The sequence below is a fragment of the Microbulbifer sp. ABF4_148 genome, assembly GCF_056158985.1.
In genome coordinates, this window is the sequence record NZ_JBSWUI010000001.1 from 1637738 (window position 1) to 1660920 (window position 23183).

Below are 23183 nucleotides of genomic sequence, written 5' to 3' on the forward strand. Positions count from 1 at the left end.
CACAGATTTTGCGCCAATCAGGGGGAATCCCGAGAGTTATTTCGCCAGTGGCAGCTGAACGATAAAGCAGGCCCCGCGACCGGTTGCCGGGTTGGCGGGGCTTTTCAGCTCCAGCTGCCCGTTGTGCTCCTCGACAATGCTGTACACCATTGCCAATCCCAGTCCGGTACCCTCACCGGGTTCCTTGGTGGTGAAAAACGGCTCCAGGATCCGCTCCCGGTGGGCCGCGGAGATACCGGGCCCTTCGTCGGTCACGGAAATACAGGCCAGTTCATTCTCCAGATAGCCTTCTATGTGAATGTGACCGCCGGAGGGGCTGGCGTCACGCGCATTGCTGAGGAGGTTGATGAAAACCTGGATCAGGCGCTGATTGTCACCCGGGGCAAACAGATCTTCCGGCACCGCATTGTCAAATGTGACTTCGGTCTTGTCGCGCTGCAGCGACAGTAGTTGTACCGCCTCCTGCACACACGCATAAAGGTCGACCGGCGCGTGCTCGCTTTCCTGGCTGCCGCTGTGGGAAAAGTTCACCAGTGAATGCACGATCCGGCTGATGCGTTCGGTCTGGCTCAGAATCTGGTCCGCCGTTTCCCGCACGTCTTCCGGATTTTCGGATTCGTACTGGAGGTTCTGTGCCAGGCAGGCGATGCCGGTGACCGGATTGCCGACTTCGTGGGCGACCCCGGCGGCCAGTCGTCCCACGGATGCCAGACGTTCACTGTGGATCAGCTCCTGCTCCAGCACCTGCGTTTCGGTGGTGTCTTCCAGCAGCAGCATCAGACCGTCATCGCGATCGCGTCGCTGTGCCTGACCGTGCTGTAGTTTCGCCTTGTGCAGGTTCAACCAGTGGCTGTTGCCGTCGAGACTGACCTGTTGCTTGAAGCTGCTTTCCTCTTCGGACGCGGCAAAGTCCTGAATCAATCCCTTCCAGGGGTCAGGCAGGTAATCGAGTTTGGAGCCAATCACTTCTCCCGCGGTGACACCGGTGAGGTCCTGCATGGCGTAGTTCCACAGCAGAATTTCCCCATCGCGCCCCAGCGTGCACGCGGCCATCGGCAGCTGCTCCAGCATTTGCCGATGGTAGAGGCGCAGATTGTTGAGTTCTGCCGCGAGCCCGGTCAGCTGGTTTTTGTAGCGGCTCAGTCGCGTTTCAATCAGGTGAATATCCCGGGTGGCGGGCTGATCGCTTTCTTTGAACGGCAGATGACGATCGATGATCTGGCCGGCCAGCACGCGGCCGAGCAATCCGGACAGGTTAGCCTCGAGGCGGTTGCGCAGTTGTCGCAGCGCATAGGGGCGCCGCTCGTCTTCGGGCAGGTTGAGTTCTTGCAGTGCACGCCGGACTTCCTGGCTGGCCGTCCCTGCACCGAGACTCTCAGCGAGTCGCACACTGATTTCATCCGCAGATTTTACGTCCAGCTCGAGCCGCAGGGCCTGACTCAGGGTGTCGTCGCTACAGAGGTCGGCCGCGTATTGCTCGAGATTGGATCGTTTGGTGAGCAGGGAGAGCCCCACAAACAGGATGACGTTGACCGCCAGTGACAGGGTTGTGACATGGGTCCAGATAGGCATCCCCAGCGGCAGTTCGCCGCCGCCAGGTAGTGGCACCTGCTCAATGCCAAGCACCGCCGGCAGCAGCAGGCCGCAACCCCAGATCAGCATGCCGGCCAGCAGACCGGCGATAAATCCGCGCCGGTTGCCCCGCGGCCAATGAATGACGGCAAAAATTCCCGGCAGGAACTGCAGCGACGCATTGAACGCGATCAGTGCCAGATCCGATAGCGACAAGCGGTTATCCAGCAACAGGTAGAAGGCGAAACCGGCAATAAACAGGGTCGCCACCAGGGCGCGACGCAGCCACACCAGCTGCCGGTACATGTTGTCGTCCGCCTGCCAGCGGGTATCCGGCAGCAGCCAGTGGTTCATCACCAGCGTGGACAGGGCCAGGGTGATCATGATCAGGGCGCCGGTCGCGGCCGACAGGCCACCGATAAATGCCAGGATAGTGAGTGCCTGCGAACCGCTGGCGCGGGGTACCGCCAGTGCGAAGTATTGCACCGGCTCCTCGACCTCCAGTGCAAAACCTGCCCACAGGATCGGGAAGATCGGCAGGGCCATTAATAACAGAAAGAGTGGGAAACCCCAGCTGGCGATACGCAGTGCCTTGCCGGCAGATCGCTCGGCCACGCTGAGATAGAAAATGTGGGGCATTGCAACGGCCGTGGCGATGAACACCAGCAGCAGGGTATGGGAAGAGCCCTCTTCGATGGGGGTGTACAGGCGAGCCTGCATGTCCGGGTGGTCCAGCAGCCACTGGTCGAGCGCGCCCATCCCACCGAATACGCCGAACACGGCGTAACCACCAACCGCCAGCAGTGCCACCAGCTTGACGACGGATTCCAGTGCCATGGCACTTGCCAATCCGGTGCGCTCTTCCCGATTGGCGCCATACATACTGGTAAACAGGGCGAGCAGCACACAGTAGAGCAAGGCAATCAGGTTCTTGGTGGTGATGCCCACATCGTCGAACGACAGTGTGGCCACACTGACGCCGGAGAGCAGCGCCAGGGATTCGGCCACCGCCTGGATCTGCAATGCAATCAGGGGCATCAGCCCCAGTAACAGGAACAGGGTGGCAAGAATACCGGCAGCGCGGCTGTGGTAGCGGAAGACCAGCAAATCTGCCGGAGAGGTCAGCTGATAGCGCTGTGCCAGGCGCGCCAGCGGTTCCAGCACCACGGGTGCAAACAGGAACATGGCGCCGGTGCCGAGGTAATAGGCCAGCACCCCGTATCCGTATTGCCAGGCGAGATCTACGACACCATAAAAGGTCCAGGCACTGAGAGAGACACCCAGTGACAAGACATACACCAGCGGGTGGCGGACCCATGCGGCCGGCAGCCATCCGCGTGAGGTTGAGAAGGCGACAAAAAACAGCAGGGCAATGTAGGCAACCCCGATCAGCGCGATGTGCGCAAACTCAAAGGTCATCGGAGTTGCGCCTTAACTGGATGAACAACGACAACAGGATCAGGGCAAACCAGACAATAAACGGCCGGTACCAGGCGCCGCTGGGATTGATGATCCAGGTGTAAATGGTGGGGGAAAAAACATAGCCCACCAGAACCAGAAGTATTAACAGGGTGCGATTGCTCATAGTGACAGTGCTGCCGCCCGGTGGGTGCTGTCCGATTGCTGTGGCGGGTGATGTTAAGTGTGGTCGCGTCCTGGCGCAATCGGCTCCGCCATCCGGTTATGCCGGTCGACCTGCAGTCGCTGCCAGCGCGCCAGTGCCCAGTGCAGTATTTCCGATGGGCTGGCCTCCGCTAATGCCTTGTCTACATGAAAGCCCAGGAAAGCGAGTGCGGCGCAGAGATTTTCACTGGCGCGCTGATTCTCAATGGCCGGCGCGTGATTTTGCTTACTGAGTTTTTGCCCGCCTTTGCCCATGACCAGCGGAAGGTGGCCAAATTGCGGCGGTGCAGCGCCCAGTACCCGAAACAGGTGTTGCTGTGCACTGGTGGTTTCCAGCAGGTCGGCACCGCGAACGATATGGGTGATACCGGCGGCAATATCGTCGACCACAACCGCCAGCTGGTAGGCGTGGAGGCCATCACGTCGCTTGAGGATGGTGTCCTCGGTAAGGGGTTGAACCTGCTGTTGGTGCCAGAGATCGGTAAAGGTTTCCGTGGTGCCTGCGCACTTCAGGCGTGTGGCGGCCGAGGTGGTGGTTTCGTCAGCCGATGACAATTCCCCGGCACGGCAAGCCCGGTTCTGGTGGCCCCCAGCACCGCGGATCTGTGCGCGTGTGCAGTAGCAGTCATAAGTGGCGCCCTGGCGACGCAATGTCGCCAGCGTGTCTTCGTACTGGGGCAGGCGCTGGCTTTGCCAGACAACGGGCCCGTGCCAGTGGAGGCCATGTGCCTCGAGGCTATGCAGAATTCGGTCGGCCGCTCCGGGCTCCTCGCGGGGAGGGTCCAGGTCTTCCATTCTCACCAGCCAGTGTCCGCCATGGGTTACCGCATCGAGGTAACTGCCCAGGGCGCAAACCAGAGAGCCAAAATGCAGCGGGCCAGTCGGGGAAGGGGCAAAACGCCCAATGTATCTGGGAGAGTTTGTCACGGTCAGATAGGCAGGGGAGAGAGCCGGCGAGGCTGCCAGAAGGGTCGCCTCGCCATCACTTGCTTAGCCGGAGATCTGGCGTTCCTTGATCTCTGCCAGGGTTTTGCAGTCGACGCACAGAGTGGCCGTCGGCCGGGCTTCCAGGCGACGAATGCCGATTTCTACGCCACAGGCTTCACAGTAGCCATAGTCGTCCTGATCGATCAGCTCGAGGGTGGAGTCGATCTTCTTGATCAGTTTGCGCTCGCGGTCGCGGGTGCGCAGCTCCAGGCTGAATTCTTCTTCCTGGCTCGCGCGGTCGGCCGGATCCGGAAAGTTGGCTGCCTCGTCCTTCATGTGAGTAACGGTGCGATCCACTTCGGCCATCAGCTCGGCTTTCCAGGCCAGCAGCAGATTGCGGAAATGCTGCTGCTGGTTTTCATTCATGTACTCCTCGCCCTTCTTTTCCTTGTAGGGTTCGAAGCCGTGCAGTGTGTCGGTGCTCGCAGCAGTGTTGGGCATAATCGGTGCCTCTCTTTCTATACAGACCCCCAGATATCGGGGCGGTACCACCAAATTCAATCAAGCCTAGCCCGGATTTTTACTGGCTGATGCATTTTTGATCCAATTGATGAATCGATAAGCGGGAGAGCCTGGCGCATCAGGCCAGCTTCGGTAGGCTGCTTCCATTCCGGCGCCATACCCCCGGCGCCTGAGGGGGAGGAAACTATCAAATCTCTGCGATTCGCGCCACAAAATGTTGTCTGGTATTTTCTGGCGCTCGATTTGTCTGCCAGGAGTCCCTAGTGAAGTTTGATCCTCCATTCCAGCGCGGCACGCTATTGCAGCGCTATAAACGGTTCCTCGCTGATGTGCAGCTGGAATCTGGCGAAAAAATCACCATTCACTGTCCCAATACGGGTTCGATGAAAAATTGCTGGGAGGCCAGCACCCCTTGCTGGTTCTCGGATTCAGGGAATCCGAAGCGGAAATATCGACACACGCTGGAGATAACGACAACGCCGGAAGGCGCCCTGGCCGGGGTCAATACAGGCCGGGCCAACGCACTGGTCGAGGAGGCAATCCGCGCTGGCGTTGTGAGCGAGTTGCAAGGTTACGAGGGCCTGCGGCGGGAGGTGCGTTACGGCGAAGAAAACAGTCGTATCGACTTGCTGCTGAGTGGCGACCAGGGAGATTGCTATGTCGAGGTGAAAAACGTCACCCTGGCGGAGGGCAATCGCGGCCTGTTCCCGGATGCTGTCAGTGCCCGCGGAGCCAAGCATCTGCGCGAATTACAAAAGCTGGCGGAACAGGGCGTGCGCGCCGTGCTGTTCTATTGTGTCCAGCACAGTGAAATTGCCACGGTTGAAGCGGCGGTGGAGATTGATCCGGGGTATGCGTCAGCCCTGCAGCTTGCAGTGGCGGCAGGGGTGGAAGTGCTGGCGTATCGCGCGGACATGAGCGCGACGGAAATTCGGCTGGTTAGCGCCCTGCCATTTCTGGCCGGTCCACCGGCCGCTTAACCGGTCAGCAGCACGTAAAGCCCATCCTGCGCGTACTCTACCGGCACTGGTGTCAGGGCGTCGCCCTGGCAGGGACCGGCGATGCACTCGCCAGTGTTGATGCTGAACAGGGCTCCATGGGAGGCGCACTGAATCAGCGCGCCTTCCGGGTCCAGAAACTGGTCGGGCTGCCATTCCAGGTTGATGCCCCGGTGGGGGCAGACATTCTTGTAGGCATAGACCTCGCCGTCTTTTTTGACGGCGAAGACGTTGGCTACTCCTGCGGCGGTGTCCCCCAGTGAGAACCCTTTGGATTGGCCGTCTTCAAGTTCTTCATAACGGCACAGAAAAAATTTTTGCACGGCAGTTTCTAATCATTTTTATGGTTGTGCGCGTCTCAGCGCGGAGCGGCGAGTGTAACGGATGTCTGGCGTTTTTGCCCGTCGCGCACGAAGCTGAGGCTGACTTCATCGCCAGCTCGGCGGTCTTCCAGCGCATTGAGCAAGTCGTCGTAATTACGAATGGGCTTGCGATCCAGGGCAACGATCACATCACCCAGTTGCCAGCTACCCCGTTCAGTTTGGAACACCCCGCGCAGGCCGGCTTTTTCGGCCGGCATTCCGGGTACAGTCCGTAAAACCGCCACGCCCTCGAAGTCGTAGCGCGCCGCCCACTGGTCCGGTGCAGATTCAATACCCAGAACCGGCCTGACCAGTCGCCCAAATGCGATGAGCTCCGGAACAATTTTCTTGACGGTATCCACGGGAATGGCGAAACCGATACCAACGCTGGCACCGCTGGGACTGTAAATTGCCGTGTTGACGCCGATCAGGCGCCCGCTGGAATCCAACAGCGGGCCACCGGAGTTGCCGGGGTTGATGGCTGCATCGGTCTGAATCACATTGCGGATGGTGCGGTTGTTGGATGATTCGATTTCCCGGCCCAGTGCGCTGACCACGCCGGTGGTCAAAGTGGTGTCGAGCCCGAAAGGATTACCGATGGCCAGAACTTTGCGGCCCACGGCCAGCTGTGCGGAATTCCCCGCGACCAGGGGCTGCAGGACGTCTGCCGGTGCATCGATACGCAACACCGCCAGATCTTTCTCCGGGGCGGTGCCGACCAATTCTGCCGGCCATTCACTGCGATCCTGTAAGGTAATGGTGACTTTGCGGGCACCTTCGATGACGTGGAAGTTGGTGACGATATGGCCCTGCTCATCCCAGATAAAGCCGCTGCCGGCGCCCTTGGGAACCGACTGCAGGCGCAGTGTCCAGCGATCACGCACCAGGGTTTCGTTGGTCACGTACACCACGGAAGGGCTGGCGAAGTTGAACACCTGCATGGTGTTCTTTTCATCGTCCGTCGAGAAAGCGGGCAGGCTATCCGCGTTGGCGGTCCAGGCGGCCAGAACGAGTAGCGGTGCAACCAGCAGGTGGAGCAGTATCTTCATGGTCGGATCAGGTTGTTGTCGTTTATTGGTGTCGGGGCGCAGGAGCGCCCCTCAATGGTTCGGTTGAATTCAGCGCGCTGGATTCTGCAGTGCGAGGATGCGGTCTTCCAGTGGCGGGTGTGTGGCAAACAGGGCTCCCATATTGCCGAAAATGCCAAACGCTTTCATGTTACTCGGCAGGGGTTGCTCGCGTCCTGCCTGGAACTCGCTGCGCAGTCGCTCCAATGCACCGATCATGGCGGGGGCGCCGGCAAGGTTCGCACCGGACTCATCTGCGCGATATTCGCGACGGCGGCTGAACCAGGCCACAACCATCATCGCCAGCGCGCCGAACACCATATCCATGATGATTGAGGTGATATAAAAACCGGGTCCGAGACCCTGTTCATTGCGCAGCAGCACTCGGTCAACAAAGAAGCCCACGATGCGCGCCAGGAACATGACAAACGTGTTCACCACGCCCTGAATCAGGGCCAGCGTCACCATATCTCCATTGGCTACGTGGCCAATTTCGTGGCCGATAACGGCCCTGGCTTCCTCGCGGCTAAACCGCTGCAACAGGCCAGCACTGACCGATACCAGCGCGTCGTTGCGATTCCAGCCAGTCGCGAAGGCATTGGCCTGCTCCATGGGGAAAATACCCACGTCCGGCATGCCAATCCCCGCTTCCTGCGACAACTCACGTACTGTCTCGACGAGCCAGCGCTCATCCTCATTGCGCGGTTGCTCGATGATCTGGGTACGGGTGCTCATACGCGCCATGGATTTGGACATCAGCAGGGAAATCAGCGAGCCGCCAATACCCCAGATGGCACAGAACACGAGGAGGGACGGGAGATTCAGGTCGACGCCATTTGCGTCCAGAAAACCCTGAAAACCAAACAGGTTGAAGATAATGCTGATCAGCATCAGAACGGCAAAGTTCGTCAGCAGGAACAGGCCGATGCGCATCATGACGGGGACCCTCACTCGAAGCTTTGAAACTGGGTTAGTTCAAGTGTAGATAGGGGTGACGTGTACAGATTCCAAGTGCCGGCTAACTTGGCGATGCACTTGCGATGACCGGAGCTCCGTTATCGCGCGCTATTGACCGGCGCGGCGGAGTCATTGGCGGTTTCCTGCTGTTCCACCTCTGCCACCAGGCGCTCCTTGAGATCGGGATCCAGATCGTTCCAGTGGATATCCAGCAACGCCCCTTGAAGTGCGTACAGCATGACGCGTGAGACGACGATGCCCCGGTTACGGATATTGATGAATGCGGCGACTGGACCCACCCTCTGCAGGTCTTCATAGGAGCGGATGCCGATAGAATGCAGGATATTGACAGAGGCGAGGCCAAGGTTCTTCAGCTTCAGAAGCTCTGACTGACTCGGATGCATACGGATTCTTCCCTGAAATCTTTGCTGGGGACTTCTGTCGGGCTCGGATCCGTGAGCCGCGACAGCAAAATATCATAAATTGATAATAAGCCAAAAGTTCATCAGTATTGGTACTAAGCGAAAATTCTCCAGTAAAAGTGCAAATACTGTTCCTTCTTCTGGTGTCTTTCTGTAAAGATCTCATTAATTTTTTGTTGTTAAAGAAAATTATTTCCCTATTGTCTCGGTTTGAGAGGTTTTCTGGTGGACCAAGGGTTGAATGCTGTCTTGGAGCGGATGCTATTCGGATTGACCGATGATCATGTGATTGTGGAGCCCGCATCCGGTCAATTGTTACACCCTGAAGCGCTGCAGGCTTTCAATCGATTGCGCCGGGACGCCCGCGCCGCGGGTTTCGAGCCCAAAGTGGTTTCTGGCTTTCGGGATTTTTCGCGCCAGCGGGCAATATGGAATGGCAAAGCCATCGGTGAGCGTCCGCTCCTCGACAGTAGTGGGCAGCCGCTGGATGCCGCCAGTCTGTCCCTGTCAGACCGCGCCTTTGCCATACTGCGCTGGTCTGCCCTCCCGGGGGCATCCCGGCATCACTGGGGCACCGACTTTGACGTGATTGATGCGGCCGCGGTGCCAGAAGCCTATCGTCCGCAGTTGACGCCTGAAGAGGTCGCGGACGAGGGCGTGTTCGGTCCCTTTCATTGCTGGCTCGACGACCAGATGGCGGCGGGCAACAGTTACGACCTGTTCCGTCCTTACGCGCGGGACTGCGGTGGTATCGCGCCGGAGCGCTGGCACCTGAGTTATGCGCCGCGCGCCCATGAGCTGCAGCAATTACTGACGCCGGAGCGACTGTGCGCGCTTTGGCAGCGCAGTGGGCTGGAACTGTGCGACACTGTGTGCGAACGGATCGACGAGATCTTTCCCCGATTCATCTGGGTCGCGGAAGCAAATTATCCGTCGAGCCGCGGCGCCAACTGGGCCTGAGGGCCGATTTCTAGGATTACTACCGGGCTGAATGACTGTGAGCCAAGCAAGTACTGTCAGCGATGTCTCTGCAGGACGTGATGTGTGGAGCGCGATGCGCGCGGAGGCGACTGCCGCTGCCGCGGAGGAGCCGGTTCTGGCCAGCTATTTTCACAATACCGTGCTGCGCCACCGCTCGCTGGATGCGGCGATGGCCTATCAGTTGGCATCGGTGCTCGATCACAGCGCCCTCACCGCGACTGCCCTGCAGGAAGTGATCGCCAGGGCGTTACAGGAAGCCCCGGAAATTTCCCGCGCGATGCAAGCCGATATCTGCGCCTGGTACGACCGCGACCCCGCCTGTGATCAATACCTGACACCGTTTCTTTACTTTAAAGGTTTCCACGCGCTGCAGTCCCACCGGATTGCCCACTGGCTCTGGAGCCAGGGGCGCAGAACCCTCGCGCTGTATTTCCAGAGTCGGGTTTCCGAGCAGTTCGCGGTAGATATCCACCCCGCGGCCAAATTTGGCTGCGGGATTATGATTGACCACGCCACCGGCCTGGTGGTGGGGGAAACGTCAATTGTCGAGGATGATGTTTCTATCCTGCACTCGGTCACCCTTGGTGGCAGCGGTAGTGGCGGTGGAGATCGCCATCCCAAGATTGGGCGTGGCGTTATGATCGGTGCCGGTGCCAAAATATTGGGCCCGGTGCACGTCGAGACTGGGGTGAAAATCGCCGCGGGCAGTCTGGTGCTCACTCATGTGCCTGCACACTCTACGGTGGCCGGAGTCCCGGCACGGCAGGTGGGCAGCACGGCGGCGGCGCCAGCCTATACCATGGATCAAACCCTGGATTCCGACGAATAAGGCCTTTCAGGGCCGTCAGAAAAACGATAAAAAAACACGCGTGAGCGTGTGAACAAACGAGGCAAGCAGAGGCAATCCCAGATGTCCGACAGCAACTACAGCGTTATATTTCGCGGTGACCTCCTCCCCGGGTTTACGGTCGCCGATGTTCGGTCCAACCTGGCAAGATTGTTCAAGACCGGTCCCGAAACCATCGACAAGCTCTTCTCCGGCCGACCGGTAGCGATCCGCAAGGGGTTGGCACAAGCGCAGGCGGAACAGTTTGTCGCTGCCATGGCCAAGATGGGTGCGCAGGCCACCGTGAAGGATGAGAGTGCGGTCGCGCCACCCCCGGCGCCGCGGCCCGCTGAAGACGCGAGCGAAGAGGGTGCTGCGGCGGCTTCACCCAGTGATCAGTGGACACTTGCCCCCATGGAGGGGAACCTGGTCAAGGAGCATGAGCGTGAGCGCAAAGAATCCGTGCAGGTTAGTGTTGATCATCTGGGAATAGCCCCGGTTGGGGGTAATCTGGTTGAGGACGGCGAGCGGGTGCGCAAGCCCTCGGTGCAGGTGGATGTACCCCAGTGGCAGGTGAACTGATTGACGGGAAGCTTCGCCCATAAAAAAAACCGGCCCTGGGGCCGGTTTTTTTTATGGGCTGCCGGAATGCAATCGTATTGCACTCCGCGGCCACTGGCTGATCTCGGGGAGATCAGCCTTCTTCTTTCAGGTAGCGCTCGCGGGACGCCATGACTTCTGCGCGCGCCGCGTCAGCATCGGCCCAGCCGTCGACTTTTACCCACTTGCCAGCTTCCAGCGCCTTGTAGTTTTCAAAGTAGTGCTCGATCTGCTTGACCAGCAGTTCCGGCAGGTCGCCGATTTCCTGCACGTGATCGTACAGCTTGGTCAGCTTGGTGTGCGGTACCGCCAGCAGCTTGGCATCTACGCCGGATTCATCGGTCATGTTCAGGACGCCGATCACGCGGGAGCGGATCACGGAACCGACCATTACCGGGTAAGGCGCGACTACCAGCACGTCCAGGGGGTCACCGTCTTCAGACAGGGTCTGGGGCACGTAGCCATAGTTGGCCGGGTAGAACATCGGGGTGGCGACAAAACGATCAACGAATACTGCGTCAGCGTCCTTGTCCACTTCGTACTTGATCGGATCGTGGTTGGCCGGGATCTCGATGATGACGTTGATATCGTTGGGCAGGTCTTTACCTGGGGAAACCTTGTCGAAACTCATTGTTCTTCCTGATTTTCAAATGGGCGGGAAAATTTGGAGGCCGGAGTATAAACGCTGTCAAGGGTCTGGAAAAGGTGTTGGGCAGCCGCATCCCCCCTGTGACCCCTGCGTTTCGGGGGAATACCGGGCCCGCAGGGCCCATTTGCCCGCTGTTGGATGATCTCGCCGGTGCCGCTCCTGCGCTGGCAGGGCTATCCAGCCGGCCGCACGCGTGTATCCGCGGCGCGGCCGGCCATCGTCTATCCTGTTAGTCGGGCCGAAGTCGCTCGTCACAGCCCAGTCACATTACGCCGCTATCAATAGGGGCGGAACACCACAGAATAACAATGGAAACGAGGGGCTTATGCTCGAACCGCGCAACGTGCGCAGCGCCGAAGATGCGCGCGCCATTGTGGAAGAACGCGACCTGACCCACGTCAAGGTGGGGTTGTTCGATAACGACGGTGTGATGCGCGGCAAATACATGAGTCGCGACAAGTTCTTCGCTTCGCTGGAGAAAGGCTTTTCCTTCTGTGACGTCGTGCTGGGCTGGGACGTGAAGGACCAGCTGTATGACAATGCCCAGTTCACCGGCTGGCATACCGGTTATCCCGACGCCCCGGTTCGGATTCTTCCTCATACGTGTCGTGACCTCCCGCTGGAAAATGGCATGCTGCTGTTTATCGCGGAGTTCGAACAGCAGGCCGAGAGCGTCTGCCCGCGCGCGACGCTGCGGCGTGTGATTGATCGCTGCCATTCCGCTGGATTTGATCCGTTTGCTGCACTGGAATATGAATTTTTCCTGTTTCAGGAGACACCAGATTCCGCGCGGGAAAAAGGCTTTCGTGACCTGAAACCCTTCACGCCGGATTGGTTCGGGTATTCGGTTATCCGAAATTCGGTGCATTCAGACTTCTATCAGGAACTGCTCGGCCTGGCGGAGGCGATGGACTTTCCGCTGGAGGGTTTGCATACCGAAACCGGCCCCGGGGTTCTGGAAGCGGCTATCACGGTCGACGCTGCCGAGTCTGCGGCGGACAAGGCCGCCTTGTTTAAGACCTTTATCAAGGTGCTGGCCCAGCGCAACGATTTGATGGCGACCTTCATGGCCAAGTGGTCGGGGGATTACCCCGGACAGAGTGGCCACATCCATCTTTCCCTGCGCGATCTCGATAGTGGCAAGTCTGCGTTTTTTGCCGAGGGCCAGCCCGATTCAATGAGCGCGGTGCAGCGTCATTTTGTTGCCGGCCAGCAGCGTTTGATGCCGGAGCTCCTGTGCATGATGGCCCCTACCGTGAACAGTTACCGACGTCTGATCCCCGGTTTCTGGGCGCCAACAGATGCCACCTGGGGCGTCGAGAACCGCACGACTGCACTCAGGGTTATTCCCGGTTCGGACAAATCGCAGCGTGTTGAATATCGCCTCGGTGCGGCAGATGCCAACCCCTATCTGGCACTTGCAGCTGCGCTGGGCTCCGGCCTCTACGGGGTGCTCCAGCAATGGGAGCCGGGGGAGCCAGTCGCGGGTAATGCATACGCGCTGGAGCACGCCGATGGTCTGGCATTACCGCGGACCTTGTGGGACTCGGCACAGCGATTGAGGGCTTCTGACGCAGCCCGGGAGTTGTTCGGTTCAGAGTTTGTTGAACACTTTGCCGCGAGTCGGGAGTGGGAAGAGCGGGAGTTCCGTCGTCACATCACCGACTGGGAACTCGAGCGCTATTTCGAAATTATTTAAGAGACTCAGAAACCCTATCCAATAGCCTGAAAGCAACCATGAATACCCTTCAGTGTATTTCCCCTATCGATGGATCGATTTATGTAGAGCGTCCTCTTGCGGACGCGGCAGAAATTTTACGCGTCGTTGGTGCAGCGGATCGTGCGAGTGAGCATTGGCGTCGTGTTCCGATAGCGGAGAAAGCCGACATCGTTCGCCACGGTGTGGAGCTGCTGCTTACCCAGCGCGACGCACTGGGTAAGGAACTCTGTCATATGATGGGACGTCCCATCCGCTATGCCGCAGGAGAGATCGACGGGTTTGCCGAACGCGCGCGCTACATGGTGGATATTGCTGAAGATGCGCTAGCGGATATCCAGTTGCCTGAAAAGACAGGGTTCACACGCTTTATCCGTCGCCAACCACTGGGCGTTTCACTGGTGATCGCACCCTGGAACTACCCCTACCTGACAGCCGTGAATGCCATCGTGCCCGCTCTCATGGCTGGCAATACGGTGATTCTGAAGCACTCTGCGCAAACGCCGCTGTGCTCGGAGCGTATGGTGGCCGCTTTTCATGAGGCCGGCTTGCCCATGGGGGTTTTCCAGTATCTGCATCTGAACCACGACGATACCCGTGAATTAATTCAGGCTCCGCAAATCAATCATGTTGCGTTTACCGGGTCAGTTACTGGAGGCGCAATCGTAGAGCGCGCGGCCGCAGGGCGTTTCATCACCGCAGGCCTGGAACTCGGCGGCAAGGATCCCGCCTATGTCCGCGCAGATGCGGATCTCGATCATGCTGTAGCGACCGCAATGGACGGGGCCTTTTTCAACTCCGGGCAATCCTGCTGTGGCATTGAGCGCATTTATGTCGAACAGACAGTGCACGATGCGTTTGTTGAGCGGGCCGTTGCCTTGCTCAAGGAGTATCGACTGGGCCGGCCCGATGACCCGGAGACAACATTGGGCCCGCTGGTGCGCGCCGACGCCGCCGACCGCGTTCGCGACCAGATCGATGAGGCGGTGGCTGCGGGTGCCCAGGCTCACATTGATCCGAGGGAGTTTGCCTTGGATCAGCGCGGCAGTGCGTATATGGCTCCGCAGTTGCTTACCAATGTACACCACGATATGCGGGTTATGTCGGAAGAGTCTTTTGGCCCGGTTGTGGGGGTGCAGGCCGTCAGCGATGATGAGGAAGCACTGGCGTTGATGAACGACAGTGACTATGGGCTGACTGCGGCAATTTTCAGCGGGGATGAAGCGGCAGCACTGGCGCTCGGAGACCAACTTCAATGTGGCACAGTGTTTCTAAATCGCTGTGATTACCTGGATCCCGCTCTCGCCTGGACCGGAGTCAAAAACTCCGGACGCGGTTGTACCCTTTCGACCGTCGGCTACGAACATCTGACCCGCCCGCAGTCTTTCCATTTTCGTACGTCTATCGACAATGCCTGAGTGAGAACAAGTCCATGCCGGATGAACTGCCTAGTGTGAACTGGAACTACCCGACGGCGATGCGCGTTGGTGCCGGCAGGGTAGACGAACTACCCGATGCCTGCCGTGCATTGAATATCCATGCTCCGCTGCTCGTGACGGATCCGGGGCTGGCCGAACTGCCGATGGTTCAGCGCGCAGTCCAGGCCTGTGTGGGCGAAGGACTCAATACGGCGATATTCTCGGAAATTCAGGGAAACCCGACCGGAAAAAATGTCGAGGACGGCGTGGCGGCGATGCGCGCAGGCTGGCACGATGGGGTGATCGCGTTCGGCGGTGGTTCCGCAATGGATGCGGGCAAGGCCATTGCCCTGATGGTCGGACAGCGACGTCCGCTGTGGGATTTCGAGGATGCCGGGGACAACTTTCAGCGCGTCGATGAAGCCGGCATGGTGCCCGTGATTGCTGTCCCGACGACGGCAGGAACTGGTTCCGAGGTCGGGCGGGCTTCCGTGATCACGGATGAAGAGGCGTGTATCAAGCGCATCATTTTTCATCCCCGAATGATGCCCGCGACCGTCATTCTCGACCCGAACCTGACGGTGGGGTTGCCGCCAGAGGTGACCGCGGCGACGGGCATGGATGCGTTATCGCATAACCTGGAAGCGTATTACTCGCGCTTTTACCACCCGATGGCGGAGGGCATTGCCCTGGAGGGTATTCGCAAGGTGCAGGAATTCCTGCCCCGGGCCGTGTCGGAAGGAAGTGATCTCCAGGCGCGTTTGCATATGCTGGTTGCCTCCAGTATGGGGGCGACCGCATTTCAACGGGGGCTGGGCGCAATGCATGCGCTGGCACACACCATTGGCGCGCTGTATAACAAGCACCACGGATTGCTGAATGCTGTATTGATGCCCTATGTGCTCCTCGCGAATCGTCCGGCGATTGAATCCCCGATGGCACGGCTGGCCCGGTATCTGGAACTGTCGGAGGCGGGGTTCGACGGCGTGTTGGCCTGGGTATTGGATTTACGGCAGCAAATTGGCATTCCCAGTTGCCTGGAAGAGATCGGAATCGATGGAGATCGCGTATCACAGGTAGGGGAAATGGCGGCGGTCGACCCGTCGGCAGACGGCAACCCCATTCATTTTACTGCCAAGCAATACAGCGAGCTGTTCCAACGGGCACTGACCGGCAAGTTGTGAGTAAGGCAATGTACTTCCAGAGGGTGTAATAATTGCCCGAGGGAGCGCGACTAACCTGAAAATACGGAGAATCAGGAGTTGACCATGCGCGTAGTATCTCTGGCATTGCTGGTATTGCTAGGTCCGATGTTGTTCTCACACGGGGCCCTGGCGCAGTCTGTGGCAGAACCCAGCAAAAATATTCGGACCGCGGTATTCGCCGGCGGATGTTTCTGGTGCATGGAGCCGCCCTTTGACAAGCAGGGCGGCGTTATTGAAACCGTGTCTGGGTACAGCGGGGGATCCGTTAAGAACCCTACCTATAAACAGGTCTCCGGCGGTGGAACCGGTCACGCTGAAGTCCTTCAGGTGACCTATGACGCAGATCGCGTTTCCTATGCGGAGCTGCTGGATATTTTCTGGCGCAACGTTGATCCGTTTGATGGGGGTGGCCAGTTTTGTGACCGGGGCGATCAATACCGCAGTGCGATTTTTGTCGCAAACGAAGAAGAGCGAAAGCTGGCAGAAGCCAGCAAGCTGGCGGCGGAGAAGAAACTCGGTAAAGCGATCGCGACCCAGATTGATTCGGCGGCTACCTTTTATCCCGCCGAGGCGTATCACCAAAACTATTACCAGCGGAATCCGGTACGCTACAAATATTATCGGTATCGCTGTGGGCGCGACCAGCGTCTGGAAGAGGTCTGGGGTAAAGAGTAGGGGAATATAGCGGTATTACAGCCGGTAATCGGTTCGCCGCTCATACCTGGGAAATAGTGGCCTCACCAAGCCTGCGGCTGCACAGCGGCGCTATTTCCTTTTCAGGGCGCTCGGGATGCCCAATTGGATCGTCATTTGGTGTGGTCTTTTCCCTGCTCAGATGTGGGTTCTTCCTGTTCCTCTTCCTTGCATTCCAGAATCAACTGAAAAGGCGCATCGGCCTTGGCTACCCAAGTGGTCACAGAGTAGCGAATAGGGATCAACCCGAACAACCAGAATACGAGTTTGGTTTTGACGCCGGGCCGAGATTCAACAAGAGTTACAGGTTCCGGCTCCGCCGAAACCACTGCGACAGGACAATTCTCCGGGCAGCGACCAAAGCCCGGTTCATTTTCTAATAGTTGCTCAACCCGTTGCTTTTCGAGTCTCATCAATACATCTCGATTTTCTTCAGCCCGCGTTTTGGCTTCCCTTTCCGCCACTCCCTGGCCGAATGTCTCGCTCAAGCCAAAGTTATGGAAAAGTGCAAAGACCTTATTCCTACCGCATTGCCATGCCATGATGTGTTCCCGATTGGTGGCCGCCTGCAGTAAGCATAGATGTTGACCGCATTCGCCGACGGATGTCGTTTTTTTGTGCCATGGGACGGTCCATGGCAGGCGGAGGACGGTGGGTCGCATTGATTGAAAACATCGAGGCTGTGCCGGAGTGGAATCCTTCCAGGCGCTCACGAGCGGAGGAATCAGGATCGGTAGACTGATTGATCGCCTGCGACCAAATGATGATTGGTCCCACTACGCTTTTCATGTAATCAATATCCTCTTGTGAAACAGTGAATATGGCGCAAGTGATATGAGTACCCCATCAAAAGTGGTCCTGGTGACCAACGCCACAGAGTTTGTTGGCCCTCCCGCGGTTGCCGCCCTGTCTGCCGAGGGTATGACCGTCGTTGTGCAGGACAGGCTATTTGCCGATGCCAGTGCGCGTGCGGAGTATGTGTCGGGGCGACCCGGTGTTGATGCGGTGGCCATCGAAGAGCCCGAGCGCCTGATCGAGTACGTGTATCAAGAGTACGGCGGTCTCGATGTGCTGGTGAGTAACGATGCCTTCCCGGCCATACATGCACCGGTTGAGCAGGCCGCTGTCGGCGACTTGCAGTCCACACTTGAGCATCTGGTGGTCTATCCGTTTCGCCTGATGCAGGCGGCGATGCCGCGACTGAAGGCGGCGCGCAAAGGCAGTGTCATCATGATCACTTCCTGTCGCACAGAGTTGCCGCAGGCGGGTGGATCCATACCGGATATGGCGCGGGCTGCCGCCAATGCGTTGGTGAAAACCCTGAGTATTGAATTGGCGCCGTTCGACGTTCCTGTGAATGCCATTGCGCCAAATTATCTCTACAGCGAGACATATTTCCCGAAGGAAAAATTTTCCGCTAATCCGGCAGGACGGGCATTCATAGAATCCGCGGTGCCGGCAGGGCGTCTCGGGGATCCGGCGGAGGTGGGGGAGCTGGTACGCTATCTGGCCAATCTGCCGGGGGTATTTCATACCGGCAGTATCATCAAGTTTGCAGGCGGCTGGCCGGTAGCGCCCTCCCGTCCGGACTGAACACATGAGGATCACTGCGCTCAGGAACTTTTTAATGCCTTTCTTCCTGTGCATGACATGCCTGACCGTTGGAAGACGGCCATTTCACTGTGCCTGTTGCAAATACCGGTACACTGCCTGATAGAAGACTTTGTACCCTTTACGGCGGAGAAATCCTGGCTGTGGCAGATCAACCAGGAATTGCACCGCGGCGGGAAAATGGCAACGCAATGGAGAGCAGGAATGGGTGAACAGCTGACAATCGTGGCGCGAATTGAAGCCAAGCCGGACCAGATCGACTTTGTGAAATCCGAACTGCTGAAACTGATTGAGCCCACGCGAAAAGATGCCGGTTGTGTACAGTACGACCTGCATCAGGACCACGATAACCCATCAGTTTTCCTCTTTCTCGAGAACTGGGAGAGTCGTGAGTTATGGCAGCAGCATATGAAGAGTCCGCATCTCGATGAGTACCTGCGGGCGACTGAGGGTGCAGTGAAGTCTTTTATTGTGAGCGAGATGCACAAGGTTTCATCGTAAAGAGAAAAAAGCCGGCGCAGCGCACCGGCAAAATTTCCTGAGAGACGGGCGCCCTGACAGGCGCCTCAGGTAGGGAGAGTGACGTGCATCAACTCAGAAATTGAGCGTTGCACCTGCGTACAGGTAGCGACCCAATAGTGAGTAGTTGTTCGAACCGTAAGACGTATAGGGGTGGTCGGTCCAACGCTCATCGGAAACATTGTTGACACCCAGATACAGTTCCGTCGATTCATTGACTTGGTAGCCTGCCCAGAGGTTGTGGTACAGGGAGTCCTTCACAAAGAATCCCTGGTAACGTTCCGGATTACCATCGAGATCGATAGGTCCGCCTTCGGTGAACTTGGTCGTCCAGCGCACGCTCAGGTCGTTCAGACTGTACAGTGCGGACATGTCAGCCTTGTATTCCGGTGAGCCGAACTCGCCAGCGTACTCGGTTGTTTCGAGTTGTCCGGTTGCGCCGTCCACTTCGGAGTAGGAATGTTCAAGCTGTTTGGTTGCCAGCAAGTTCAGACGCAGGTCACCCGGCACGCCGATGCTGTCCGCCAGGCTGAACTGGTAGTCCAGCTCCAGGTCGATCCCGCGACGACGTGAACCGTCGGCATTAATGAAGGTGTCGCGCACTCCGACAACATCCCCATTCGCGGCACGTTCTACCTGCGCACAGAAGTCATTTTGGATACTGGTCGAATCCACACACAGTGCGAGCGTGTCGCTTGCCCCGAAGCGGACGATCATGTCTGTCAGGTCGATGTCGTAGTAGTCGATTGAAATATTCAGGCCGTCTACGAAACTGGGCGTAAAGATAAAGCCGGCGGTCAACGTGCTGGCCTCTTCTTCCTTCAGGTCTTCATTGCCCTCGGAAATAATTCGACCACGCTGTCCGTTCAGGTTGGACTCCCAGCCGTCGGGAATACCCAGTGCACGACAGTTTATTTCGCGACGTCCATCGGAAGGTCCGCCGTCGATTTCGAGTACATCGCACGGGTCCGTCACATTGCCGTAGCCAATGCTGGTGCCCAGATACATTTCACCGAGCTGCGGTGCACGCACAGACTCGGAGAAGCTGGTACGGAAGCGGACGCTGTCGTTGATGGCCCAGTTCAAGCCGCTTTTCCAGCTGGTGAAGTTTGCATTTTCGGTGGAATATTCGGCACCCCGTACCGCCGTCTCCAGTTCCAGGCTCTGTACCAGAGGCATTTCACTCAGTAGGGGGACCAGCAGTTCGCCATACACTTCCTTGACCGTCCGGCTCTTGTCGTTAATGGGGGTCTGCTGTGAGCTGAGCAGGCCAGATTGCCACAGTTCTGATGGCTGGTAGTCCAGGCTCTCAGAACGTCCTTCGACACCGACGCCAAACTGGATATCCCCGGCAGGCAAGGAGAATACGTCACCGGAGAGGTTGGCGGCGAAGGTATGCTGCTGAACGTCGGTATAGGTGTTGTGATTCACCATGACGTAATCGATCAGTTCCTGCGAGGCGGGTTCGAACGGAGAAAACGACGGGCAGTTACCGGTTTCCTCACAGGGGCCAATGACCTGGAAGGTGCCAATATCGATGCGATCGTAGCGGAGATTGTTTCCGCGACGCAGTTCGCCCTTGGTATAACCGCTGCCAATGCGGGTATTCCAGCGCCAGTCGTTTGCCAGCGTCCCGTCCAGAGTCAGGCTGGCGGACAGGTATTCACGCTCGGTTTCGTGCCAGCGTGGCCCGGCTTCATCGAAGGTGTAGGGGAGATTCAGCCAGCCACCATCGGTGTTGGCGAGATCCGCCACGGCATCGGGTACGCTGATGCCGTAACCTTCGAGTTCGGTCACGGTAAACCAGGATCCCCAGATGAAGTCGGGATCAATTTCGTCATAGGACTCGGTGCCGGAATACATAATGTCGCCGCTGATACGCAGGTCATCAGTCAGCTCGTAAGTCACACGGCTATAGGCATTGATCCTTTCATAGGGGCTTCGCGCGAAGTTGTAGGCGTTGGGATCATGGGCAGTGCCATCCAGTGCCTTCCAGCCGGCATCGATATTGGCGGCCGGTGTACTCAGGCGGGCCTGGTCGCCTTCCAGCATATACCAGTCGGTTCCACTCTCAGCACCATTCCAGATACCAAACGTATTGCCGACGATATTGAAGTCCGGGTAAGTGACGCCATTGTGGATCAGGAAATCCTTGATGCCATCATCCGGGCCGGTATTTTCCGGGTTGGAGATGTAGCGGGTTCTGCCAGCCGCATCTTTGCGGTCGCGGAAGTGGAGAACGTCCTGCTTGAAGTAATCGAGGGAGACGGCGACGTTGCCGCGCCCGTCATCAAAATTTTGACCGAACGTAAAGGTCGCAGATCGATTGGCCGCGCCACCGGCTTCGGAATCACCGAACTGGGTGCGGAAGCTGGCCCCTTCATAATCGTCTTTGAGAATGAAGTTCACCACACCGGCAACGGCGTCCGCGCCGTATACCGCCGAAGCACCGCCGGTCATGACCTCGACCCGTTCCACCAGTTCACTGGGAATCATGCCGATATCCGTCACCATGGTGTTGCTGTCTGTGGTGACCTGAACGGGTCGATGTCCGTTGACCAGTGACAGGGTGCGAATGGTGCCCATATCGCGCAAGTCCAACGCATTGAGCCCCGAATTACCGAAGGAATAGCTGCCGCTGGTGGAGTCGTAGCCTTCGCCAAATTGCGGCATCGTGGAGAGCATCTCATTCAGGTTGAGCTCGCCAGACATCTTGATGTTCTCTGCGTCGATCACGGTGGTCGGCGCGGGTGTTTCAAAGGTGGAGCGGACAATCCTTGAGCCGGTTACCACTACCTGCTCGATCTCCGCTTCTTCATTACTGTTGTCGGCCTGGGCAAAGCCCACTCCGGTGTACCCCATCGCCGCCGCTGCGATCGCAAGCGGCAGTAGTTTCTTCGTTGGTTGCATGACGCGCTCCTCTCTTGGGAAAGTTTATTTTGTATGCGGAAGCAAACTTAGGTTATCGCAAATATGTTTTTGTGTGCAATAATTTGTTTGCTCGAGGCGATGGCAATAGCGCGCAGCGGAATGTTGTCAGGAAAAATTTCGATGAAAATCAGAGGGTTGGAGATGTCGACAGGTTGTCAGGGAAATTTTGCCAACGACCAGTTGACTGAAATTCGGGATGGTGGGAAAAGAATGGCACGAAAAAGCCCGCATTAAGCGGGCTTATCGGTAGAGGCGTGCGGCGTCAGTTTAGACGTCAAAGGTCTCTGAGAGTTTTTTCGAGACCAGTACTTTCTTCAGCCGCGCGTATTGTGGAATCCCATTTTTGTATGGCGGGTAGTCCTCACCCTGAATGAGCGGCTGCAGGTAGGCGCGACCGGAATCCGAAATACCAAAGCCATCTTCGCTGATGTATTCCCGTGGCATCATCTTCTCAACATTGGCCACCTCAGACAGCGGCGCCTCGCCAACAGACCAGCCGTAATGCTCACCGTTGTCGCGTTCGATGGTGGTCATGATTGAATTCTTGCCTTGCAGGGCTTTCTCGACTGCCGCGCGGCCGACGGCATAGGCCTGGGCAACATCGGTAGCGGAGGCGATGTGGCGTGCCGCGCGCTGCAGGTAGTCCGCCAGTGCCCAGTGATATTTGAGCCCCAGTTCGTCCTTGATCATGCGCGCCAGGGTCGGGGCAACGCCGCCCAGCTGTTTGTGCCCGAACACATCGACGCTACCGGAGTCGGCAAGGAAAGTGCCATCGGCGTATTGCGCGCCTTCGGAAGCAACGATTACGCAAAAGCCTTGCTCATCCACCGTCTTCTGTACGCGGGCCAGGAACTTCTCTTTGTCGAATGCGACTTCCGGGAACAGGATGATGTGCGGGGCATCGCCTTCCTGCTCCTGCGCCAGTGCACCCGCGCCGGCAATCCAGCCCGCATGGCGACCCATCACTTCCAGGATAAACACCTTGGTGGACGTGGCGCACATGGAGGCGACATCCAGCGCCGCCTCGCGGGTGGAGACCGCCACATACTTGGCGACAGAGCCGAAGCCTGGGCAGTTGTCTGTAAACGGCAAGTCGTTGTCGACGGTCTTGGGAATGTGGATCGCCTGAATCGGGTACCCCATCTTTTCCGACAGTTCGGAAATTTTCAGGCAGGTATCCGCGGAGTCACCACCGCCGTTGTAAAAGAAGTAACCGATGTCGTGTGCGCGGAAGACTTCGATCAGGCGTTCGTACTCTGCCCGGTTGGCCTCGAGGCTCTTCAGCTTGTAACGGCAGGAGCCAAAGGCGCCGGAGGGCGTGTGTCGCAGGGCGGCGATGGTTTCCACGCTCTCCTGGCTGACATCCACAAGCTCCTCGCGCAGCGCGCCTACAATACCGTTCAGTCCGGCATAAACATGGCCGATCTGGTCATGGTGGTCTCGGGCGGCCTCGATGACGCCGCAGGCGGAGGCATTGATGACGGCAGTGACACCGCCGGATTGCGCGTAGAAGGCATTTCTCTTGGACATGAGCTTCCCAGTGATTGAGGCGGGCAAAAACGGCGCGAAGTCTACTGGAAGAG

The 23183-nt window shown here is 58.1% G+C and carries 22 protein-coding genes; 10 read left to right on the forward strand and 12 right to left on the reverse strand.

Annotated elements, in window-relative coordinates; all coding sequences use genetic code 11:
* Window positions 1–36: 36 nt before the first annotated feature.
* From ACXAD0_RS07025 to dksA, 4 genes are all read right to left on the reverse strand, one after another.
* Entirely contained in the window at window positions 37–2991 is a 2955-nt protein-coding gene (locus ACXAD0_RS07025; RefSeq protein ID WP_475087656.1) for an ATP-binding protein, read from the reverse strand.
* A complete protein-coding gene (locus ACXAD0_RS07030) occupies window positions 2981–3157 on the reverse strand; it encodes a hypothetical protein (RefSeq protein ID WP_475087657.1) in 177 nt (58 codons plus the stop codon). Before ACXAD0_RS07030 ends, ACXAD0_RS07025 begins: the two co-directional genes overlap by 11 nt.
* A 53-nt stretch (window positions 3158–3210) precedes the next feature.
* Entirely contained in the window at window positions 3211–4122 is a 912-nt protein-coding gene (gene gluQRS / locus ACXAD0_RS07035; RefSeq protein ID WP_475087658.1) for a tRNA glutamyl-Q(34) synthetase GluQRS, read from the reverse strand.
* A gap of 63 nt (window positions 4123–4185) precedes the next feature.
* The gene (dksA, locus tag ACXAD0_RS07040; protein ID WP_475087659.1) at window positions 4186–4623 is read right to left on the reverse strand and encodes an RNA polymerase-binding protein DksA; all 438 of its coding nucleotides are present in this window, start codon (window positions 4621–4623) and stop codon (window positions 4186–4188) included.
* 284 nt (window positions 4624–4907) lie between these two features.
* Between dksA and sfsA the strand changes: the two genes are divergently transcribed.
* Complete coding sequence (sfsA, locus tag ACXAD0_RS07045; RefSeq protein WP_475087660.1) at window positions 4908–5624, forward strand: DNA/RNA nuclease SfsA; 717 nt, start codon at window positions 4908–4910, stop codon at window positions 5622–5624.
* On the opposite strand, the gene ACXAD0_RS07050 is transcribed toward sfsA, so the two are convergent.
* The 4 genes from ACXAD0_RS07050 to ACXAD0_RS07065 all read right to left on the reverse strand — a co-directional run bounded on the left by ACXAD0_RS07050 (window position 5621) and on the right by ACXAD0_RS07065 (window position 8432).
* Window positions 5621–5965 carry a Rieske (2Fe-2S) protein gene (locus ACXAD0_RS07050; protein ID WP_475087661.1) on the reverse strand — a complete coding sequence of 115 codons (345 nt, stop codon included), beginning with the start codon at window positions 5963–5965 and terminating at the stop codon, window positions 5621–5623. The genes sfsA and ACXAD0_RS07050 overlap by 4 nt on opposite strands.
* A gap of 35 nt (window positions 5966–6000) precedes the next feature.
* Window positions 6001–7053, reverse strand: coding sequence for a S1C family serine protease (locus tag ACXAD0_RS07055; protein WP_475087662.1), 1053 nt, complete (start codon window positions 7051–7053; stop codon window positions 6001–6003).
* Window positions 7054–7122: 69 nt separating this feature from the next.
* Window positions 7123–8007 carry a protease HtpX gene (gene htpX, locus ACXAD0_RS07060; RefSeq protein ID WP_475087663.1) on the reverse strand — a complete coding sequence of 295 codons (885 nt, stop codon included), beginning with the start codon at window positions 8005–8007 and terminating at the stop codon, window positions 7123–7125.
* Window positions 8008–8126: 119 nt separating this feature from the next.
* Window positions 8127–8432 (reverse strand): TfoX/Sxy family protein, encoded by a 306-nt coding sequence (locus ACXAD0_RS07065; RefSeq protein WP_475087664.1) that lies wholly within the window; start codon window positions 8430–8432, stop codon window positions 8127–8129.
* Window positions 8433–8687: 255 nt separating this feature from the next.
* Between ACXAD0_RS07065 and ACXAD0_RS07070 the strand changes: the two genes are divergently transcribed.
* The 3 genes from ACXAD0_RS07070 to ACXAD0_RS07080 all read left to right on the forward strand — a co-directional run bounded on the left by ACXAD0_RS07070 (window position 8688) and on the right by ACXAD0_RS07080 (window position 10839).
* The gene (locus ACXAD0_RS07070; RefSeq protein ID WP_475087666.1) at window positions 8688–9410 is read left to right on the forward strand and encodes a M15 family metallopeptidase; all 723 of its coding nucleotides are present in this window, start codon (window positions 8688–8690) and stop codon (window positions 9408–9410) included.
* A 31-nt stretch (window positions 9411–9441) separates the two neighbouring features.
* Window positions 9442–10260 carry a serine O-acetyltransferase gene (gene cysE, locus ACXAD0_RS07075; RefSeq protein ID WP_475087667.1) on the forward strand — a complete coding sequence of 273 codons (819 nt, stop codon included), beginning with the start codon at window positions 9442–9444 and terminating at the stop codon, window positions 10258–10260.
* Window positions 10261–10341: 81 nt separating this feature from the next.
* Window positions 10342–10839 (forward strand): hypothetical protein, encoded by a 498-nt coding sequence (locus ACXAD0_RS07080; protein WP_475087668.1) that lies wholly within the window; start codon window positions 10342–10344, stop codon window positions 10837–10839.
* Between the two features lie 112 nt (window positions 10840–10951).
* On the opposite strand, the gene ppa is transcribed toward ACXAD0_RS07080, so the two are convergent.
* Window positions 10952–11488, reverse strand: coding sequence for an inorganic diphosphatase (gene ppa / locus ACXAD0_RS07085; protein ID WP_475087669.1), 537 nt, complete (start codon window positions 11486–11488; stop codon window positions 10952–10954).
* A 343-nt stretch (window positions 11489–11831) separates the two neighbouring features.
* Here ppa and ACXAD0_RS07090 point away from each other — a divergent pair, with 343 nt between their 5' ends.
* From ACXAD0_RS07090 to msrA, 4 genes are all read left to right on the forward strand, one after another.
* Entirely contained in the window at window positions 11832–13205 is a 1374-nt protein-coding gene (locus ACXAD0_RS07090) for a glutamine synthetase family protein (protein ID WP_475087670.1), read from the forward strand.
* A 38-nt stretch (window positions 13206–13243) separates the two neighbouring features.
* Window positions 13244–14641: an aldehyde dehydrogenase family protein gene (locus ACXAD0_RS07095; protein ID WP_475087671.1), complete on the forward strand. Its 1398-nt coding sequence runs from the start codon at window positions 13244–13246 to the stop codon at window positions 14639–14641.
* A 14-nt stretch (window positions 14642–14655) separates the two neighbouring features.
* Entirely contained in the window at window positions 14656–15825 is a 1170-nt protein-coding gene (locus tag ACXAD0_RS07100; RefSeq protein WP_475087672.1) for an iron-containing alcohol dehydrogenase, read from the forward strand.
* Between the two features lie 84 nt (window positions 15826–15909).
* Window positions 15910–16521 (forward strand): peptide-methionine (S)-S-oxide reductase MsrA, encoded by a 612-nt coding sequence (gene msrA / locus ACXAD0_RS07105; protein ID WP_475087673.1) that lies wholly within the window; start codon window positions 15910–15912, stop codon window positions 16519–16521.
* A gap of 131 nt (window positions 16522–16652) precedes the next feature.
* Here msrA and ACXAD0_RS07110 read toward each other — a convergent pair whose 3' ends face one another.
* A complete protein-coding gene (locus tag ACXAD0_RS07110) occupies window positions 16653–17081 on the reverse strand; it encodes a hypothetical protein (protein ID WP_475087674.1) in 429 nt (142 codons plus the stop codon).
* Window positions 17082–17373: 292 nt separating this feature from the next.
* Here ACXAD0_RS07110 and ACXAD0_RS07115 point away from each other — a divergent pair, with 292 nt between their 5' ends.
* Complete coding sequence (locus tag ACXAD0_RS07115) at window positions 17374–18132, forward strand: SDR family oxidoreductase (RefSeq protein ID WP_475087675.1); 759 nt, start codon at window positions 17374–17376, stop codon at window positions 18130–18132.
* Window positions 18133–18189: 57 nt separating this feature from the next.
* Entirely contained in the window at window positions 18190–18651 is a 462-nt protein-coding gene (locus ACXAD0_RS07120; RefSeq protein WP_475087676.1) for a putative quinol monooxygenase, read from the forward strand.
* A gap of 93 nt (window positions 18652–18744) precedes the next feature.
* Here the strand turns inward: ACXAD0_RS07120 and ACXAD0_RS07125 are convergent, their stop codons facing one another.
* Both ACXAD0_RS07125 and ACXAD0_RS07130 read right to left on the reverse strand, forming a co-directional pair.
* On the reverse strand, window positions 18745–21579 hold the full coding sequence (locus ACXAD0_RS07125) for a TonB-dependent receptor plug domain-containing protein (RefSeq protein ID WP_475087677.1): 2835 nt from the start codon (window positions 21577–21579) through the stop codon (window positions 18745–18747).
* 288 nt (window positions 21580–21867) lie between these two features.
* A complete protein-coding gene (locus ACXAD0_RS07130) occupies window positions 21868–23130 on the reverse strand; it encodes a 6-phosphofructokinase (RefSeq protein ID WP_475087678.1) in 1263 nt (420 codons plus the stop codon).
* Window positions 23131–23183 lie beyond the last annotated feature (53 nt).

What these genes read in the sequence shown, in the direction of transcription:
- ACXAD0_RS07025 (WP_475087656.1), bottom strand. Translation starts at nt 2,991, where the DNA reads ATGACCTTTGAGTTTGCGCACATCGCGCTGATCGGGGTTGCCTACATT.
- ACXAD0_RS07030 (WP_475087657.1), bottom strand. Translation starts at nt 3,157, where the DNA reads ATGAGCAATCGCACCCTGTTAATACTTCTGGTTCTGGTGGGCTATGTT.
- dksA (WP_475087659.1), bottom strand. Translation starts at nt 4,623, where the DNA reads ATGCCCAACACTGCTGCGAGCACCGACACACTGCACGGCTTCGAACCC.
- ACXAD0_RS07055 (WP_475087662.1), bottom strand. Translation starts at nt 7,053, where the DNA reads ATGAAGATACTGCTCCACCTGCTGGTTGCACCGCTACTCGTTCTGGCC.
- htpX (WP_475087663.1), bottom strand. Translation starts at nt 8,007, where the DNA reads ATGATGCGCATCGGCCTGTTCCTGCTGACGAACTTTGCCGTTCTGATG.
- ACXAD0_RS07065 (WP_475087664.1), bottom strand. Translation starts at nt 8,432, where the DNA reads ATGCATCCGAGTCAGTCAGAGCTTCTGAAGCTGAAGAACCTTGGCCTC.
- cysE (WP_475087667.1), top strand. Translation starts at nt 9,442, where the DNA reads ATGACTGTGAGCCAAGCAAGTACTGTCAGCGATGTCTCTGCAGGACGT.
- ACXAD0_RS07080 (WP_475087668.1), top strand. Translation starts at nt 10,342, where the DNA reads ATGTCCGACAGCAACTACAGCGTTATATTTCGCGGTGACCTCCTCCCC.
- ppa (WP_475087669.1), bottom strand. Translation starts at nt 11,488, where the DNA reads ATGAGTTTCGACAAGGTTTCCCCAGGTAAAGACCTGCCCAACGATATC.
- ACXAD0_RS07090 (WP_475087670.1), top strand. Translation starts at nt 11,832, where the DNA reads ATGCTCGAACCGCGCAACGTGCGCAGCGCCGAAGATGCGCGCGCCATT.
- ACXAD0_RS07095 (WP_475087671.1), top strand. Translation starts at nt 13,244, where the DNA reads ATGAATACCCTTCAGTGTATTTCCCCTATCGATGGATCGATTTATGTA.
- ACXAD0_RS07100 (WP_475087672.1), top strand. Translation starts at nt 14,656, where the DNA reads ATGCCGGATGAACTGCCTAGTGTGAACTGGAACTACCCGACGGCGATG.
- msrA (WP_475087673.1), top strand. Translation starts at nt 15,910, where the DNA reads ATGCGCGTAGTATCTCTGGCATTGCTGGTATTGCTAGGTCCGATGTTG.
- ACXAD0_RS07110 (WP_475087674.1), bottom strand. Translation starts at nt 17,081, where the DNA reads ATGGCATGGCAATGCGGTAGGAATAAGGTCTTTGCACTTTTCCATAAC.
- ACXAD0_RS07115 (WP_475087675.1), top strand. Translation starts at nt 17,374, where the DNA reads ATGAGTACCCCATCAAAAGTGGTCCTGGTGACCAACGCCACAGAGTTT.
- ACXAD0_RS07120 (WP_475087676.1), top strand. Translation starts at nt 18,190, where the DNA reads ATGCCTGACCGTTGGAAGACGGCCATTTCACTGTGCCTGTTGCAAATA.
- ACXAD0_RS07125 (WP_475087677.1), bottom strand. Translation starts at nt 21,579, where the DNA reads ATGCAACCAACGAAGAAACTACTGCCGCTTGCGATCGCAGCGGCGGCG.
- ACXAD0_RS07130 (WP_475087678.1), bottom strand. Translation starts at nt 23,130, where the DNA reads ATGTCCAAGAGAAATGCCTTCTACGCGCAATCCGGCGGTGTCACTGCC.